Raw genomic sequence first — 15,455 nt, 5'->3', positions numbered from 1 at the left:
CGCCGGTCACCGCGGGGCGGTTTCACCGCCGGCACCGGCCACCGCGGGCCGGGAAACCGCCGCCCTCGGTCGCCGCGGGGCCGGGAAACCGCCGCCCTCGGTCGCCGCGGGGCCCGGAAACCGCCGCCCTCGGTCGCCCCGGGATTCGGCTGCCCGGGCGGCCTGGCCCGCCGACGGGATGAGTGCGGGACCGGCCGCCGGTGGGACTTCGGACCCCAACTCCCCTTACAGTCCGCTCATATGACAAACGCATAGGACAAGTTGCCTCGTGCGCGAGCGGTTACGCCGACCGGCCCAGGGGCATCCATTGCGGTATGACCTGGATGCCCGATCGCGGCAGCGCTCCGCGCGGCCGAAGCCACAACAGCTCGCAGAGGTCCGGCCACCGCCCCGACTGGACGGACGACCTCGGATACGACGGCGTGGACCGCCGTCAGCGCTCGGCTCAGCGGGAGCTCGGCATCCCGCGCATCCTCGGCCGCCGGGCCCGCTGGGTGGGCGCTCGGCTACGGCGCGAGACCTGAGGCCTCGCACCGCGCTCCCCGGGCGGATCCCCCTCGCAGCGGGCCGTTCCTGAGTCGGGCCGTTCCTGAGTCGGATCGGCTCACCAGCCCGGCCCAGACCACCGGACGGATCGGCTCACCGGACGGGTCAGTTCACCACCGTCGGCGACAGCGCCGTGAACCAGAGCAGCACGAAGGTCGCCACCGACATGATCGGTACCAGCACCTTGGTCTCGATGTCGTTGCCGCTGCGCTTGATCAGCACCACCTCGTAGCGTTCCTTGTGCGGCCAGAGCAGCGGCGCGCCCTTCTTCGTCAGGCAGTCGCCCAACAGGTGCGCGAGCGTGCCCAGCGCCACCGCGTACGGCAGCCAGCCCGGCGCGTTCGGCATCCAGGTGTTCATCCCGGCGGTGCCCAGCGCGGCGAGGCCGATGATGGTGATCCACATCGTCGGGCCGTCCCCCGGCGGGTGCAGCCGCAGGGCCCGGATTGCGAGGGCCAGCAGGAAGAACGTCAGCCCGAGGGTGAAGTCGCGGCCGAGGAAGGTGACCCCGGCCCAGGTGCCGCCGCCCGTCAGGGCGACGAACAGCAGCGAGTGGGTGGCGTGCCGGTGGCCCCCGGAGACCCAGGCCACGAGGCGGCAGAGCACCCTGGAGATCGGGCCGAGGAAGTTGGCGATCGTCCCGTCGTGGTGGTCGAGGTCCGGCAGCAGGGCGGCGCCCGCGCACAGCACCGTGCCCATCAGGATGTCGGCCGGCTGGAGCGTGGTGTCCAGCAGCAACGACGGCAGGAACGGCGCGGAGGCCGCGTACAGCATCGCCCCGCTGACCGCGTGCGAGTGACCCATCATCGAACCTCGCCGACCTCCGCCCGGCCCAGCCCGGGACGGCGCCCAATTGAGCCGAACGGGTGAGCGCGGCCGACGCTATCAGCCGGGCCCGACCGCACGCCGGGCATCGGCCGGTGCGGTGGGTTCGGCCGGTGCGGTACGTGGCCGTGCGTGCGGTACGTGGCCGTGCGTGCGGTACGTGGCCGTGGGTGCGGTGCGTGGCCGTGGGTTCGCCTGACCGGTGGGCCCCCCGGGGGGACGGTGTCAGAGCGCGCAGCCCTGGGTGTCCACCCTGCCAGTCGCCGTGCTGCCCTGGACGGCGTCCTCGCGCACCTCGGCGGCGGTCAGCACGTACCCGGTGTCCGCGCTGTCCAGCGACTTGGCGAAGACCACGCCGAACACCTGGCCGTCCGGGGTGAGCAGCGGGCCGCCGCTGTTGCCCTGGCGGACGACCGAGCGCACCGAGTAGACGTCCCGGACCACCTGGCCGCGGTGGTAGATGTCCGGGCCGTTGGCCTGGATCCGGCCGCGGATACGGGCCGGCTGGACGTTGAAGGCGCCGTTCTCGGGGAAGCCCGCCACGATCGCGCTGTCGTTGGTCTTCGCCTCGCCCGCGAAGGCGAGCACCGGCGCGTTCAGCTTGGGCACGTCCAGGATCGCGATGTCGCGCTGCCAGTCGTAGCGGACGACGGTCGCGTCGTAGAGCTGGCCGACGCCGCCGATCTGCACGGTGGGCTCGTCCACGCCGCCGACCACGTGGGCGTTGGTCATCACCCGGTGCGGGGCGTAGACGAAGCCGCTGCCCTCCAGAGTCTTGCCGCAGGAGGTGGCGGTGCCGACCACCTTGACCAGGCTCTGCCTGGCCCTGGCCACCGCCGGGCTGGCGGCCAGCGCCGGATCGGGGGTGTCGACCTGGGTGATCGGCTCGTGCTCGAAGGGGTTGAAGACCTGCGGGAAGCCGTTGCGGGCGAGCACCTTGGAGAAGTCGGAGAACCAGTTGGGCGCGTCCGAGGGCAGGGCGTCCTGGACGCCGCCGAGCACGGCCGAGCTGCGGACCTGCTTGGAAACGGTCGGCAGGGACGTTCCGGCGAGCGCCGAACCGATCAGCCAGGCCACCAGCAGCATCGAGATCACGTTGACCACGGCGCCGCCGGCCGCGTCCAGCGCCTTGGCCGGGCGCCGGTCGATGTGGCCGCGCAGCTTCCAGCCGAAGTGGGTGGTGATCGCCTGGCCGACCGCCGCCAGCACGATGACCACCACGACGGCGATCACCGAGGCGGTGGTGCCGGGGCTGAGGTGGTCGAGCAGCAGCGGCAGCAGCTGGACGGCGACCAGGCCGCCGCCGAGGAAGCCGAGGACCGACATGATGCCGACCACGAAGCCCTGCCGGTAGCCCGACACGGCGAATCCCACGGCGGCGGCGATCAGCAGCAGATCCAGGACGTTCACCCCGACACCCTCCCACGACCGGCCGGGCGGCCGCGCCGAGAGCCGTACGGACGTTCCTGCCGACCGCCGCACGGTCGGCCGTGCGGACCGCTGCACGGGCCGCCGTACCGACCGCGGAACGGCCCGCCGCACGGACCGCCGCACCGACCGCCGCACGAACCGCCGTGGGGGCGGCCGGTCATGTCTGCCTGGCGTCGCCGCCCAGCAGCGCGCGGGAGCGGTCGCGGTCGCCCTGCGCCAGTTCGATCGCCTCCTCCGAGAGGTCGACGGTCCGGGAGGTGTCCCAGGGCAGCTCCAGGCCGCTGTGGTGCAGCACCCGGTCGATCACCCCAGCGGTGAAGCCCCAGACCAGCCGGCCGCCGACCGCGAAGGCCGGGCCGAGGTGGCCGGACGGGTGGCGCAGCCGGACCCGGTTGGCCGGGTCGGTCAGCTCGGCGAGCGGCACCCGGAAGACCGCACCGGTCTCGCCCGCGTCCACCGGCCGCACCGGCGACTCCCTGCGCCACCAGCCCAGCACCGGGGTCACCACGAACCGGCTGACCGGGATGTAGAGGGCGGGCAGCGCCGCGAAGACCTGCACCCCGGCCGGGTCCAGGCCGGTCTCCTCCCACGCCTCGCGCAGCGCCGCCGCGACCGGGCCGGGCCCCGCCGGGTCCCCGTCCTCCGGGTCCAGGGCGCCGCCGGGGAAGGACGGCTGGCCGGCGTGCGAGCGCAGCGACCGGGCCCGCTCGATCAGCAGCAGGTCCGGCCCGGCCGCACCCTCGCCGAAGAGCATCAGGACGGCAGCGGCGCGGCCGCCCTCGGCGGGCGGCAGGAACCGGCTCAGCTGCTCGGGCAGCACCCGCTCGGCGGCGTCCCGGACCGGCTCCAGCCACCCCGGGAGGCCGTCCCGTTCGATCCTCGTGGTCACTCGGCCACCGCCAGGTCCGCCACGTGTCCCTGGTGCGCGGCGGCATCGGCCCGCGCCGCCGCCTCCCCCGGGAAGTCGGCGGGCGGCCGCAGCCGCTGGCCGGGCTGCCCGCCCATCTCGTACTTGAGCAGCTTCTTCGCCTTCTCCTGGTCCAGCTCGCCCTCCCCGTACGACGGGCAGAGCGGCGCGATCGGGCAGGCACCGCAGGCCGGCCTGCGGGAGTGGCAGATCCGCCGGCCGTGGAAGACCACCCGGTGCGAGAGCATCGTCCACTCCGCCTTAGGGAAGATCTCCGCGACGGCCGCCTCGACCTTCTCCGGGTCCTCCTCCGCCGTCCACCCGAACCGCCGCGCCAGGCGCCCGAAGTGGGTGTCCACGGTGATCCCCGGGACCCCGAACGCGTTGCCCAGGACCACGTTGGCGGTCTTCCGGCCGACGCCCGGGAGGGTGACCAGGTCCTCCAGCCGGCCGGGGACCTCCCCGCCGAAGGTGTCCCGCAGCGCGATCGAGAGGCCGATCAGCGACTTCGCCTTCGCGCGGAAGAAGCCGGTCGGCCGGATGATCTCCTCCAGCTCCTCCGGAACCGCCGCCGCCATGTCCTCCGGCGTCGGATACTTCGCGAACAGCGCGGGCGTCGTCTGGTTCACCCGCAGGTCGGTGGTCTGCGCCGACAGCACGGTGGCCACCAGCAGCTCGAACGGGTTGTCGAAGTCCAGCTCCGGGTGTGCGTACGGATACAGCTCCGCCAGCTCCCGGTTGATCTTCCGCGCCCGCCGCACCATCGCCAGGTGCGACTCCGGTTTCCTCGGCTTCACCGCGGACTTCGCCTTCGGCGCGGCTGCCTTCCGGACCTTGCTCTCTGCCATGCACGAAGGCTACGCCCACGGGCATCGTCTTCAGGGGGGATCCCGCCGGGCCGCCTCGATCGAACTACCGGGCGCCGAACTGATCGTGCCGGCGCGAGGACGGGCCCGGCGGGCCCACCGCCGCCCTCCCCGCCCCGGCCGCCGGGGCCCCCGACGGTCCGTCCGCAGGCGGGCGCTCGCAGCAGGGGCCGTGCCGGGGACCGGGCCGGGGGCTGTGTCGGAGGCCGGGTCCGAGGCTGCGCCGGGGACGTCCTCCCCGGGCGGCCGGACCGGTCAGGAATCGAGAAGCGCCCGCCTTCGGGCCGCGGCTAGCGTGACGGCCATGGACATCACCATTCACACGACCTTCCTCCCGCAGGACGACCCGGACGCCGCCCTGGTCTTCTACCGGGACACCCTCGGCTTCGAGGTCCGCAGCGACGTCGGACAGGGCAAGATGCGCTGGATCACGGTCGGCCCCGTCGGGCAGCCCGGTACGTCCATCCTTCTCGCACCGCCGGCCGCCGACCCGGGCATCACCGAGGAGGAGCGCCGCACCATCGTCGAGATGATGGCCAAGGGCACCTACGGCTGGATCCTGCTGGCCACTCCTGACCTCGACGGCACCTTCGAGAAGCTGCAGGCCGGTGACGCCGAGGTGGTCCAGGAGCCGACCGACCAGCCGTACGGCGTCCGCGACTGCGCCTTCCGCGATCCCGCGGGCAACCTGGTCCGCATCCAGGAGGTGCGCTGAGCCGTCCGGCAGCCGGTGAGGCCGTGATCGCCGGCGTCACCACCCGCGAGGCATGCGGCGGCCGGCGTTCCCCGGCCGCCGCCCGCTCCGCACCCACCGGCGAGCACCCCGTGCCTGCCCCGGCAGTCACCCGGGTGCTCGCGGACACCGATGGAAGGAGTTCTTGCATGTGCCGTCCCGCATGGGCGCGCGCACTGACCGCGGCGCAGCGTCTGAACGACCTCACGCGACTGCGCCGCGTCCGCGACCGGATCGACCGCGAGTACGCGCAGCCGCTGAACGTCGAGGCGCTCGCCCGAGGCGCGAACCTGTCGGCCGGGCACCTCAGCCGCCAGTTCCGGCTCGCCTACGGAGAGTCCCCGTACGCCTATCTGATGACGCGTCGCATCGAGCGCGCGATGGCACTGCTTCGCCGTGGCGACCTCACTGTCACCGAGGTCTGCTTCACGGTCGGCTGCTCGTCGCTGGGCACCTTCAGCACCCGCTTCACCGAACTGGTCGGCATGCCGCCCAGCGTCTACCAGCGCCGCGCGGCGGACGCCGCCCCGGGGATTCCGTCCTGCGTGGCCAAGCAGGTGAGCAGGCCGGTCAGGACCCGGCACGTGCCCGCCCCCGAGCTGCAATCGGCGTGATCCGGCCCGCTCAGGCCCGCGTCCTGCAAGGCCCGCAAGGCCCGGAATTCCCGCAAGTCCTGCCAACCCCGCGCGAGAGGAACCTGCCATGACGAGCACGCAGACGTCCGCCAAGAGCACCGGCCCGGCCGACGAGAGGTACGACGGGTTCACGGCTGAGGAGCGCAGCGCGATGAAGGAGCGCGCCCGGGAGCTGAAGGCGTCCGCACGGCGCGGATCGCGCGCGGCCAAGCCGGACCCGGAGGTCGAGGTGCTCGCGAAGATCGCCGAAATGGAGGAGGCGGACCGCGTCATCGCCGAGCGGATCCACGCCATCGTCAAGGCCAGTGCGCCGGCCCTCTCGCCGAAGCTCTGGTACGGGATGCCCGCGTACGCCAAGGGCGGCAAGGTCGTCTGTTTCTTCCAGAGCGCGCAGAAGTTCAACTCGCGGTACGCCACGCTCGGCTTCAGTGACCAGGCGGTGCTCGACGAAGCCACCATGTGGGCGACCACCTACGCCCTGACGGAGCTGACCGCCGCCTCCGAGGCGCGGATCGGCGAGCTGATCAGGACGGCCGTGGGCCCCGCCTCCTCCGGCGACCGCTGATCACCACCCGGGCGCGACCGGGCAGGTGTGGCCCTTGCACGGGCACCACCCTCCGGTCCGGCGTGGCCGGCGGGGGCGCCCCCGCGACGGGGTGTCACGCCGGCTCTACAGCGTCCGAACGGTCGGATGCCATAGCGCTTCCGCTGACTACACTGACGCGGTGAGCCCGAGGAGATCCGTCGCCGACGCCCGCCGGACCCGCACCGCGATCCTGCGCCGCGGCCTGGACGTCGCCTCGGTCGAAGGGCTGGAGGGCCTGACGATCGGCCGGCTCGCCACCGACCTGTCGATGAGCAAGTCCGGCGTGCTCGGCCACTTCGGCACCAAGGAGAGCCTGCAGCTCGCCGTCGTCGACGAGGCGGTGGGGCTGTTCGTCCGTGAGGTGGTTCGGCGCGCGGCCGCCGCCGGCGCGGCGCCCGGGCTGCCCCGGCTGCTCGTCCAGTGCGAGGCGTGGGTCTCCTACCTGGAGCGCGACCTGCTGCCCGGCGGCTGCTTCTTCACCGCCGTGACAGCGGAGTTCGACGACCGGGAGAGCGGGCCGGTCCGGTCTGCGGTGGCCGCCAAGAACGCGGTCTGGCAGCGCGAACTGCGGCACCAGGCCGGGCTGGCGATCGCCGCGGGCCGGCTGCCGGCCGAGCCGGACGCCGAGCAGGTCGTCTTCGAGCTGACCGGGCAGGTACTGGCCCTCAACCACGCCCTCCGGCTCTACCGGGACCACGCCGCCGCCGACCGCACCCGGTGGGCGATGCGGCGCCTGCTCGGGCTGCCGGCCGCACCCGAGGGGCGACCGGAACTGGCCGCGCTGCCGGAGCCGGGCGGCTTCTGAGGGCTCGGGACGGGTGGGCGGGCGCGCACCGGCGCCTCCCCTGCGAGCGCCGGTGCACCCCCGCCCACCCGTCCCGCCCGTCCCCCGTGCGCACGCCCCCGTGCGCCCGTCGGCAGCGGTCCTGGCTCAGCGCCGGTACAGCGCGTCCAGCTCTCCGAAGCCCAGCGCGCCATCCGGTTCCGTCAGGGTGCCCGCGCCGAGCAGTTCGGCGGCGGCCAGGCGGGCGGCGGTGTAGGCGAGCTGGGCCAGGCCGGTGCCGACGCTGATCCGCCGCACCCCGGCGGCGGCGAGCTCGGCCACGGTCGGCCCGCCCGCCACCGCCATCGCGTTCACCGGGAGCGGGGACGCGGCGCAGAGCCGGGCCAGCGCGTCGAGGTCGAGCAGCCCGGGGACGAAGAGGCCGTCCGCGCCCGCCTCCGCGTACGCCGCCGCGCGGGCCAGCACGTCGTCGGACCGGCCCTCGGCCGGGCCGATCCCGAACAGAAAGACGTCCGTCCGGGCGTTGACCACGAGCTCAGGCAGGCCCGCCCCGGCGGCGGCCTCCCGGGCGGCCCGCAACCGCGCGGCCTGCTCGGCCACCGTGAAGAGCGGGCCGCCGGGGGCCGCCGAGTCCTCCAGGTTGACACCGGCCGCGCCCGCGGAGATCAGCGCCCGGACGGTGGTGGCGACGTCGGCGGGCTTCGGGCCGTAGCCGCCCTCGGCGTCGACGGTGACCGGCAGGTCGACGGCGGCGGCGATCCGGCGGGCCGCCTCGACGGCCTCCGACCGGCCGAGCTGCTGGCCGTCGCCGCTGCCCAGCGACCAGGAGACGCCGCCGCTGGTGGTGGCGATCGCGGCCGCACCAGCCGAGGCGATCACGGCGGCGCTGCCGGCGTCCCAGGCGTTCGGCAGGACGAGCGCCCCACCGGGCGCCTCACCGGGTGCCCCGTCGGCCACCAGCGCCCGCAGCCGCAGGGCCCGCTCCCGCAGCGACGTGAGGGATGTGTGCGACGTGGGGGACGCGCCGGAGCTGAGCGGCGTGAGCGGCGTGGGCGACGTGGGGGACGCGCCGTAGCTGAGCGGCGTGAGCGGCGTGGGCGACGTGCTGGTGCGGGTCTCGGAGGACATGCGGAGTCACCGTCTTTCGTGCGGTCGGGCTGTCGACGTGAATCCTGTTGCCCGGGCACTGTCGGCTCAATTGATTCAGCTGAGACCGAATCCTCGCGCGGATAAAAGCCGCCCTGGCGGTACGAATGGCCCCGCGCAGCGCACCTCGGCGCACCCCCTCCTCATATGATCGGAGCGACATGCGCCATGCTTGGTGATGCAGAGCACTGTACGAACTTGCGCCGACGGGCTTGACAGCCCGACGGCCGAGAAGGAGGAAGCACGTGGACGACGTTCTGCGGCGCGCCGCACTCTTCGCGGCACTCGACGACGAACAGGCCGGCGAGCTGCGCGCTTCCATGACCGAGGTGACCCTCGCCCGCGGTGAGTCGCTGTTCCACGAGGGCGACCCGGGCGACCGGCTGTACGTCGTCGCCGAGGGCAAGGTCAAGCTGCACCGCGCCTCGCCGGACGGCCGCGAGAACATGCTCGCCGTCCTCGGCCCCAGTGAGATGATCGGCGAGCTGTCGCTGTTCGACCCGGGCCCGCGCACCGCCACCGCCAGCGCGCTGACCGAGGTCAAGCTGCTCGGCCTCGGCCACGGCGACCTCCAGCCCTGGCTGCACGCCCGCCCCGAGGTCTCGATCGCGCTGCTGCGGGCCATCGCCCGCCGGCTCCGCCGGACCAACGACGTGATGTCCGACCTGGTCTTCTCCGACGTGCCCGGGCGCGTTGCCAAGGCCCTGCTGGACCTCTCGCGCCGCTTCGGCGTGCAGTCCGAGGAAGGCATCCACGTCGCCCACGACCTCACCCAGGAGGAGCTGGCCCAGCTGGTCGGCGCCTCCCGCGAGACGGTCAACAAGGCGCTCGCCGACTTCGCCGGCCGCGGCTGGCTGAAGCTGGAGGCCCGCGCGGTGGTCCTGATGGACGTCGAGCGGCTCTCCCGCCGCTCGCGCTGATCACCCCGAGCTCACTGCGAGCGCGCCCCGTCCGACGCCGAGGGCCCGTACACCGAGGACGGTGTACGGGCCCTCGCGCATGCCGGGTCGGGTCGGATCGGCGCGCGCCGTGCACCGGGTCGGACCGGTCCGTGCCCGCGGCGGGTCAGATCAGCCCGTGGTCCTCCAGGTACTGCAGCTGGGCCTGGACCGACAGCTCGGCGGCCGGCCAGAGCGAGCGGTCCACGTCCGCGTAGACCCGGGCCACCACCTCGGGCGCCGTCCGCAGGCCGGCCTCGACCGCCGTCTCCACCTGGGCGAGCCGGCCGGCCCGGTGCGCGAGGTAGTAGTCGACGGCGCCGAGCGCGTCGGCGAGCACCGGCCCGTGGCCGGGCAGCACGGTGCGTACGCCGTGCTCGGAGGCCATGGTGTGCAGGTGGCGCAACGAGTCCAGGTAGTCGCCGAGCCGGCCGTCGGGGTGGGCGACCATCGTGGTGCCGCGCCCGAGGACGGTGTCGCCGGTGAGGATCGCGCCGTCGGCCGGCAGGTGGAAGGTGAGCGAGTCCGAGGTGTGGCCGGGGGTGGCGACCACCCGCAGGTCGAGGCCGCCGACGTCCAGCCGCTGCCCGTTGGTCAGGCCCTCGGAACCGAACCGGTACGCCGGATCCAGGGCGCGGACCTCCGTCCCGGTCAGCTCGGCGAACCGGGCGGCGCCCTCGGAGTGGTCGGCGTGGCCGTGGGTGAGCAGGGTGAGCGCGATGCGCTTGCCCTGCTGCTCGGCGGTCTCGATCACCCGGCGCAGGTGGCCCTCGTGGAGCGGGCCGGGGTCGACGACCACCGCGAGGTCCGAGCCGGGCTCGGAGAGCAGCCAGGTGTTGGTGCCGTCCAGCGTCATCGGGGACGGGTTGGGCGCCAGCACACAGAGTGCCCGGGGGGTGGCCTCGCCGCCGATGGCGGCGGCGGGGTCACCCGGCAGGAGTCCGCTCACCGGCCGCCCTCGCTGACCCGATGCAGGACGCGCGACGGAACGGCCCGGACGAGGGCGCGCTGCACGATCTCCGGGAAGGGGACGGCGCTGTCACAGGCGAGGGTGCGGGCGGTCAGGCTGCGGGCCGGCATCGTGCGCGCCGTCCGGCGAGCCACGTCGTTGTGGGTCATCGGGCGTCGGTCCTTCCTTGGAGGCGAGTGCGGGGTAGTGCTCTTCGGAAACCCGGCGGTCTCCGAAGGTCCGTGGGGTTCGCGGGTCAGTGGGCTCAGGGACTCAGGGGCCCAGCGGTTCCACGGGTCGGTGGGCTTCGGGCGTCAGCCGTTCCGCGGGTCGGTGGGTCGGTGTGTCGGTGGGTCGGTGGGCTTCGGGCCGCAGTGATCCTCGCGGGTCAGTCGGCTTCGGGAAATTCTCCGTCGATGGTCAGCTCTTCATACCCAGGCCATCGAACCGTCATTCGATCACCCCGGACCTCGGCGCGGCCGAGGACCGGGTCCAGCGACCGGCCCGCCGCGGCGGCCAGCGCCTCGGCGGCGCTGCGCACCGGCAGCAGCTCGCGCAGCACCGTGACGGTGGGCGGCAGCATGCCGAACCGGCCCTCCTCGTGACCGCGGACCGCCTCGGCCGGGGTCAGCCAGGTGACCCTGTCCGCCTCGCCGACCTCCAGCGCGGCGCGCTGGCCCGAGGGCAGAACGGCGACGAAGAACCAGGTGTCGTACCGGCGCTCCTCGAACTCCGGGGTGACCCAGCGGGCCCAGCCGGCCAGCAGGTCGCTGCGGAGCAGCAGGCCCTCCTTGCGGAGGAAGTCGGCGAAGGAGAGCTCGTGGGCCTCCAGGGCGGCGCGCTCGGCGCTCCAGTCCCGGGGCTCGGCGACGCTGTCGGCGTCCGGGCCGGCCAGCAGGACTCCGGCCTCCTCGAAGGTCTCGCGGACGGCGGCGCAGACCACCGCCTGCGCGGTCCGGGCGTCCACGCCCAGCCGCTCCGCCCACTCCTGCGGGCCCGGACCGGCCCAGCCGAGCTCGGCCTCGGCGTCGCGCGGGTCCACCCCGCCGCCCGGGTAGGCGTACATGCCCGCGGCGAACGCCATCGAGGTGCGACGGCGCAGCAGGTAGGCCTCCGGCCCGGCGGCCGCGTCCCGCAGCAGCACCACGGTGGCGGCGGGCCTGGGCACGGGCGGGGTCAGCTCGCCGGCGTCGACCGCCCGGATCCGGGCAGGCCAACCGGGCGGCATCGGGAGCGTCGTTGCTCGATGGTCCATGCCCGGATGCTAAGCGCACGAAGGCGGGGTTGGACAGGCCCAACCCCGCCTCTTCCGATCAGTGCGTCAGACCCCGGCCTTGACCCGGACCTGCAGCTCGACCTCGACCGGCGCGTCCAGCGGCAGCACCGTGACGCCGACCGCGCTGCGGGCGTGCACGCCCGCCTCGCCCAGCACCTGGCCGAGCAGCTCGCTGGCGCCGTTGATGACACCGGGCTGGCCCGTGAAGTCCGGGGCGGAGGCGACGAAGCCGACCACCTTCACGACCCGCTCGATCTGGTCCAGGTCGCCGATCACCGACTTGATGGCGGCCAGCGCGTTCAGCGCACAGGTCTGCGCGAGCTGCTTGGCCTCCTCCGGGGTGACCTCTGCGCCGACCTTGCCGGTGCTCGGCAGCTTGCCGCCCACCATCGGCAGCTGGCCGGAGGTGAACACGAACTCGCCCGAACGCAGGGCCGGCACGTAGGCGGCGACCGGCGCGGCCACCGGCGGCAGGCTCAGGCCCAGCTCGGCAAGCTTCTCCTCGACCTTGCTCATGCGTTCTTCTCCCGCTTGAAGTAGGCCACCAGCTGCTCCGGGTTGGGGCCGGGCACGACCTGGACGAGCTCCCAGCCGTCCTCGCCGAAGTTGTCCAGAATCTGCTTGGTCGCGTGCACGAGCAGGGGCGCCGTCATGTATTCCCACTTGGTCATGGCCAGACTCTAGACGAGCGGCCCCGGCGAGCCGTGCGGCCCGCGGGCACGCGTGTGAGGTGGCCCACAAACCGGGCATGATTCAGGCCTGGCCCCCCTGATGCTCCCGGCATCCGGCGCGGTCCCTGGTTACCCTCGCGGGAGGGCACCTGTGTGAGGGCCCCTGTGGGAGAGCACCTGTGGGACGGCACCCGAGCGGTGGCGGCCCGCAGTGGCCCCCGGCCCTCGAAGACGGACGGAGACGGAGCGTGGCACGCACCCCCGGCCAGGCGGCCCGGCGCGATCCCGACTGGGAGGGCGTCCGGCTGCACGTGGTCAGCGGCAAGGGCGGCACCGGGAAGACCACCCTGGCGGCGGCACTGGCACTGGCCCTCGCCGCCGAGGGCAGGCGGACCCTGCTGATCGAGGTGGAGGGCCGCCAGGGCATCGCCGAGCTGTTCGGGATCGCCGCGCTGCCGTACGAGGAGCGGCGGATCGCGTCCGTCTCGCGCGCACAGCTGGGCCTGCCCGCGGCCGGGCCGGGCGGCGAGGCCACCAGCGGCGAGGTCTTCGCGCTGGCCATCGACACCGAGCAGGCGCTGCTCGAGTACCTCGACATGTTCTACAAGCTCGGCCGCGCCGGCAAGGCCCTGCAGAAGGTCGGCTTCGTCGACTTCGCCACCACCGTCGCCCCCGGCGTCCGGGACGTACTGCTCACCGGCAAGGCCTGCGAGGCGGCCCGGCGCAAGGGCCCGGACGGGCGGCGTGCGTACGACGCGGTGGTGATGGACGCACCGCCGACCGGCCGGCTCACCCGCTTCCTGAACGTGAACTCCGAGGTGGCCGGGCTCGCCCGGATAGGCCCGATCCACACTCAGGCGCAGGCCGTGATGCGGGTGCTGAGATCGCCGGAGACCGCGGTGCACCTGGTCACCCTGCTGGAGGAGATGCCGGTGCAGGAGACGGTCGACGGCTTCGCCGAGCTGCGCGAGGCCGCCCTCCCGGTCGGCGGGGTGATGGTGAACATGGTCCGGCCGCCGGTCCTGGACGCGGCCGCGGTGGCCGCGGTGGACGGAGACCACCGCGAGGAGGTCGCGCTGGCCCTCGGCGAGGCGGGCCTCGGGGGCCGCTCGCGCAGGCCGGACACCGTCCGGGCGGCCGTGGACCCCCTGCTCGACCCGCTGCTGGAGCAGGCCCGGGAGCACGCCGAGCGGGTGGAGCTGGAACGCGAACAGCGCGCCGACCTCCAGCAGCTGAAGCTGCCCACCTACGAACTTCCGCTGCTGGGCGAGGGCGTGGACCTCGGTGGGCTGTACCGGCTGGCGGCCGAACTGAAGCGTCAGGGGGCGGCGTGAGCGGCGGCATGAGCGGCGACGGCGGCGTGAGCGACGGTGGCGGCGTGAACGGCGGCGGCAACGGGGTCCGCGGGAGCGGCAGCCGGCTCGGCGTGGACGAGCTGATCGACGACCCGAGGACCAGGATCATCGTCTGCTGCGGCTCGGGTGGTGTCGGCAAGACCACCACCGCGGCGGCGCTCGGGCTGCGGGCGGCCGAGCGCGGCCGCAAGGTCGTCGTGCTGACCATCGACCCGGCCCGCCGGCTCGCCCAGTCGATGGGCCTGACCGAGCTGGACAACACCCCACGGGTGGTCAAGGGCGTCACCGGCGACGGCGAGCTCCAGGCCATGATGCTCGACATGAAGCGGACCTTCGACGAGGTCGTGCTGGCCCACGCCGAACCCGAACGGGCCAAGGCGATCATGGAGAACCCGTTCTACCAGTCGCTCTCGGCCGGCTTCGCGGGCACCCAGGAGTACATGGCGATGGAGAAGCTCGGCCAGCTGCGGGCGGCCGAGGAGTGGGACCTCATCGTCGTCGACACCCCGCCGTCCCGCTCCGCGCTGGACTTCCTGGACGCGCCGAACCGGCTCGGGTCCTTCCTGGACGGCAAGGTGATCCGCATCCTGACCGCGCCGGCCAAGGTCGGCGGGCGCAGCGCGATGAAGTTCCTCAACGTGGGAATGGGCCTGCTCACCGGCACCCTGGGCAAGATCTTCGGCGCCCAGCTGCTGACCGACGTGCAGACCTTCGTCAGCGCGATGGACTCGATGTTCGGCGGCTTCCGCGAACGCGCCGACCGGACGTACCAGTTGCTCAAGGCACCGGGCACGGCGTTCCTGGTGGTGGCCGCACCGGAACGGGACGCCCTGCGCGAGGCGGCGTACTTCGTCGACCGGCTGGCCGCCGACCGGATGCCCCTGGCCGGGCTGGTGCTCAACCGGGTGCACGGAACGGGCGCCCCGCAGCTCACCGCGGAACGTGCGCTGGCGGCGGCCGAGGCACTGGAGGAGAACGGCGCGGAGCACGCCTCCCCCGAGGCCGAGCTGCTCGCGGCCGGACTGCTGCGGCTGCACGCGGAGCGGATGCAGATCATGGTGCGGGAGCGCCGCACCCGCGACCGCTTCGTCTCGGTCTACCCGGACGTGCCGATCGTCGAGGTCGGCGCGCTGCCCGGGGACGTCCACGACCTGGAGGGGCTGCGGGCCATCGGCGACCGTCTGAGCGGTGTCGTGTAGCTCGGCCGCACCGGGCGGGCGGTGGCTCGGCCCGCCGGGCCCGGCCTCCGCGCTCGGCCTCGGCGACTCGGTGCTCGGGCGGTGGGCCCGCCTGGTCCGGTGCTCGGGTGGTGGACCCGCCTGGCCCGGTGCTCAGCCCGCCTGGGCGTAGTCCGTCAGTATCACGCCGGTGGCGAGGGACTCCTCGTACTCGGTGCGGGCCGTCTCCAGCAGCCGCCGCCACGACATCACCGTCGGCCGGCGGCGCAGCAGCGCCCGGCGCTCCCGCTCCGTCATCCCGCCCCAGACCCCGAACTCCACCCGGTTGTCCAGCGCGTCCGCCAGGCACTCCGTGCGAACGGGGCACCCACTGCACACCGCCTTGGCGCGATTCTGCGCCGCCCCCTGGACGAACAATTCGTCCGGATCACTAGTGCGGCAGGCGGCCTGCGCACTCCAGTCGTCAACCCAGCCCATGCCGGCGCCGTCCTCTCCCGAATCGAGGCTCCCCCACGGCGGCAACGGCATATTCACCGTTGCCAGTTGAGGACGTTACGGAAGAACGACAGCTTGCAACAGCCCCTTCGGGCTCAATCTCGCATGACCCGATTGGACTATGGGTATCGGTC

General features: G+C 73.7%; 19 protein-coding genes. 8 read left to right on the top strand and 11 right to left on the bottom strand.

What is annotated here, in order from left to right:
• Positions 1-314: 314 nt before the first annotated feature.
• Positions 315-524, top strand: coding sequence for a hypothetical protein (locus tag ACZ3YO_RS10575; RefSeq protein WP_465547737.1), 210 nt, complete (start codon positions 315-317; stop codon positions 522-524).
• Positions 525-651: 127 nt separating this feature from the next.
• Here the strand turns inward: ACZ3YO_RS10575 and ACZ3YO_RS10570 are convergent, their stop codons facing one another.
• From ACZ3YO_RS10570 to nth, 4 genes are all read right to left on the bottom strand, one after another.
• Positions 652-1,353: a metal-dependent hydrolase gene (locus ACZ3YO_RS10570; protein WP_465567493.1), complete on the bottom strand. Its 702-nt coding sequence runs from the start codon at positions 1,351-1,353 to the stop codon at positions 652-654.
• Positions 1,354-1,596: 243 nt separating this feature from the next.
• Positions 1,597-2,781, bottom strand: a complete 1,185-nt coding sequence (locus tag ACZ3YO_RS10565) for a MarP family serine protease (RefSeq protein WP_465567490.1) — start codon at positions 2,779-2,781, stop codon at positions 1,597-1,599.
• Between the two features lie 178 nt (positions 2,782-2,959).
• Positions 2,960-3,691 (bottom strand): NUDIX hydrolase, encoded by a 732-nt coding sequence (locus ACZ3YO_RS10560; protein ID WP_465567488.1) that lies wholly within the window; start codon positions 3,689-3,691, stop codon positions 2,960-2,962.
• Positions 3,688-4,557 (bottom strand): endonuclease III, encoded by an 870-nt coding sequence (nth, locus tag ACZ3YO_RS10555; RefSeq protein ID WP_465547739.1) that lies wholly within the window; start codon positions 4,555-4,557, stop codon positions 3,688-3,690. Before nth ends, ACZ3YO_RS10560 begins: the two co-directional genes overlap by 4 nt.
• A gap of 322 nt (positions 4,558-4,879) precedes the next feature.
• On the opposite strand from nth, the gene ACZ3YO_RS10550 reads away from it, so the two are divergent.
• The 4 genes from ACZ3YO_RS10550 (at position 4,880) to ACZ3YO_RS10535 (ending at position 7,334) form a co-directional block, all read left to right on the top strand.
• Entirely contained in the window at positions 4,880-5,290 is a 411-nt protein-coding gene (locus ACZ3YO_RS10550) for a VOC family protein (protein ID WP_465567484.1), read from the top strand.
• Positions 5,291-5,457: 167 nt separating this feature from the next.
• Positions 5,458-5,922: a helix-turn-helix transcriptional regulator gene (locus ACZ3YO_RS10545; protein WP_465567481.1), complete on the top strand. Its 465-nt coding sequence runs from the start codon at positions 5,458-5,460 to the stop codon at positions 5,920-5,922.
• 88 nt (positions 5,923-6,010) lie between these two features.
• The gene (locus ACZ3YO_RS10540; protein WP_465567479.1) at positions 6,011-6,508 is read left to right on the top strand and encodes an iron chaperone; all 498 of its coding nucleotides are present in this window, start codon (positions 6,011-6,013) and stop codon (positions 6,506-6,508) included.
• 160 nt (positions 6,509-6,668) lie between these two features.
• Positions 6,669-7,334 carry a TetR/AcrR family transcriptional regulator gene (locus tag ACZ3YO_RS10535; protein WP_465567476.1) on the top strand — a complete coding sequence of 222 codons (666 nt, stop codon included), beginning with the start codon at positions 6,669-6,671 and terminating at the stop codon, positions 7,332-7,334.
• A gap of 126 nt (positions 7,335-7,460) precedes the next feature.
• Here the strand turns inward: ACZ3YO_RS10535 and ACZ3YO_RS10530 are convergent, their stop codons facing one another.
• Positions 7,461-8,441, bottom strand: coding sequence for an isocitrate lyase/PEP mutase family protein (locus ACZ3YO_RS10530; RefSeq protein WP_465567473.1), 981 nt, complete (start codon positions 8,439-8,441; stop codon positions 7,461-7,463).
• 263 nt (positions 8,442-8,704) lie between these two features.
• Between ACZ3YO_RS10530 and ACZ3YO_RS10525 the strand changes: the two genes are divergently transcribed.
• Positions 8,705-9,379 (top strand): Crp/Fnr family transcriptional regulator, encoded by a 675-nt coding sequence (locus ACZ3YO_RS10525; RefSeq protein ID WP_030240972.1) that lies wholly within the window; start codon positions 8,705-8,707, stop codon positions 9,377-9,379.
• 145 nt (positions 9,380-9,524) lie between these two features.
• On the opposite strand, the gene ACZ3YO_RS10520 is transcribed toward ACZ3YO_RS10525, so the two are convergent.
• The 5 genes from ACZ3YO_RS10520 to ACZ3YO_RS10500 all read right to left on the bottom strand — a co-directional run bounded on the left by ACZ3YO_RS10520 (position 9,525) and on the right by ACZ3YO_RS10500 (position 12,293).
• A complete protein-coding gene (locus tag ACZ3YO_RS10520; RefSeq protein WP_465567470.1) occupies positions 9,525-10,346 on the bottom strand; it encodes an MBL fold metallo-hydrolase in 822 nt (273 codons plus the stop codon).
• Complete coding sequence (locus ACZ3YO_RS10515; RefSeq protein WP_396326004.1) at positions 10,343-10,516, bottom strand: hypothetical protein; 174 nt, start codon at positions 10,514-10,516, stop codon at positions 10,343-10,345. The genes ACZ3YO_RS10520 and ACZ3YO_RS10515 overlap by 4 nt, the downstream gene beginning before the upstream one ends.
• A 218-nt stretch (positions 10,517-10,734) precedes the next feature.
• Positions 10,735-11,601, bottom strand: a complete 867-nt coding sequence (locus ACZ3YO_RS10510; RefSeq protein WP_465547745.1) for an NUDIX hydrolase — start codon at positions 11,599-11,601, stop codon at positions 10,735-10,737.
• Positions 11,602-11,667: 66 nt separating this feature from the next.
• Entirely contained in the window at positions 11,668-12,138 is a 471-nt protein-coding gene (locus tag ACZ3YO_RS10505) for a RidA family protein (RefSeq protein WP_396326002.1), read from the bottom strand.
• Positions 12,135-12,293, bottom strand: a complete 159-nt coding sequence (locus ACZ3YO_RS10500; protein WP_094743074.1) for a DUF4177 domain-containing protein — start codon at positions 12,291-12,293, stop codon at positions 12,135-12,137. Before ACZ3YO_RS10500 ends, ACZ3YO_RS10505 begins: the two co-directional genes overlap by 4 nt.
• 248 nt (positions 12,294-12,541) lie before the next feature.
• On the opposite strand from ACZ3YO_RS10500, the gene bagA reads away from it, so the two are divergent.
• Positions 12,542-13,627 (top strand): ATPase BagA, encoded by a 1,086-nt coding sequence (bagA, locus tag ACZ3YO_RS10495; RefSeq protein ID WP_465567465.1) that lies wholly within the window; start codon positions 12,542-12,544, stop codon positions 13,625-13,627.
• A gap of 8 nt (positions 13,628-13,635) precedes the next feature.
• Entirely contained in the window at positions 13,636-14,847 is a 1,212-nt protein-coding gene (gene bagB, locus ACZ3YO_RS10490; RefSeq protein ID WP_465568046.1) for an ATPase BagB, read from the top strand.
• 132 nt (positions 14,848-14,979) lie between these two features.
• Here bagB and ACZ3YO_RS10485 read toward each other — a convergent pair whose 3' ends face one another.
• Entirely contained in the window at positions 14,980-15,303 is a 324-nt protein-coding gene (locus ACZ3YO_RS10485; RefSeq protein ID WP_033333275.1) for a WhiB family transcriptional regulator, read from the bottom strand.
• Positions 15,304-15,455 lie beyond the last annotated feature (152 nt).

Source organism: Kitasatospora sp. NPDC022785 (genome assembly GCF_055561295.1).
The sequence above is the reverse complement of the archived record's forward strand: the minus strand, read 5'-3'. Positions and strand labels throughout refer to the sequence as shown.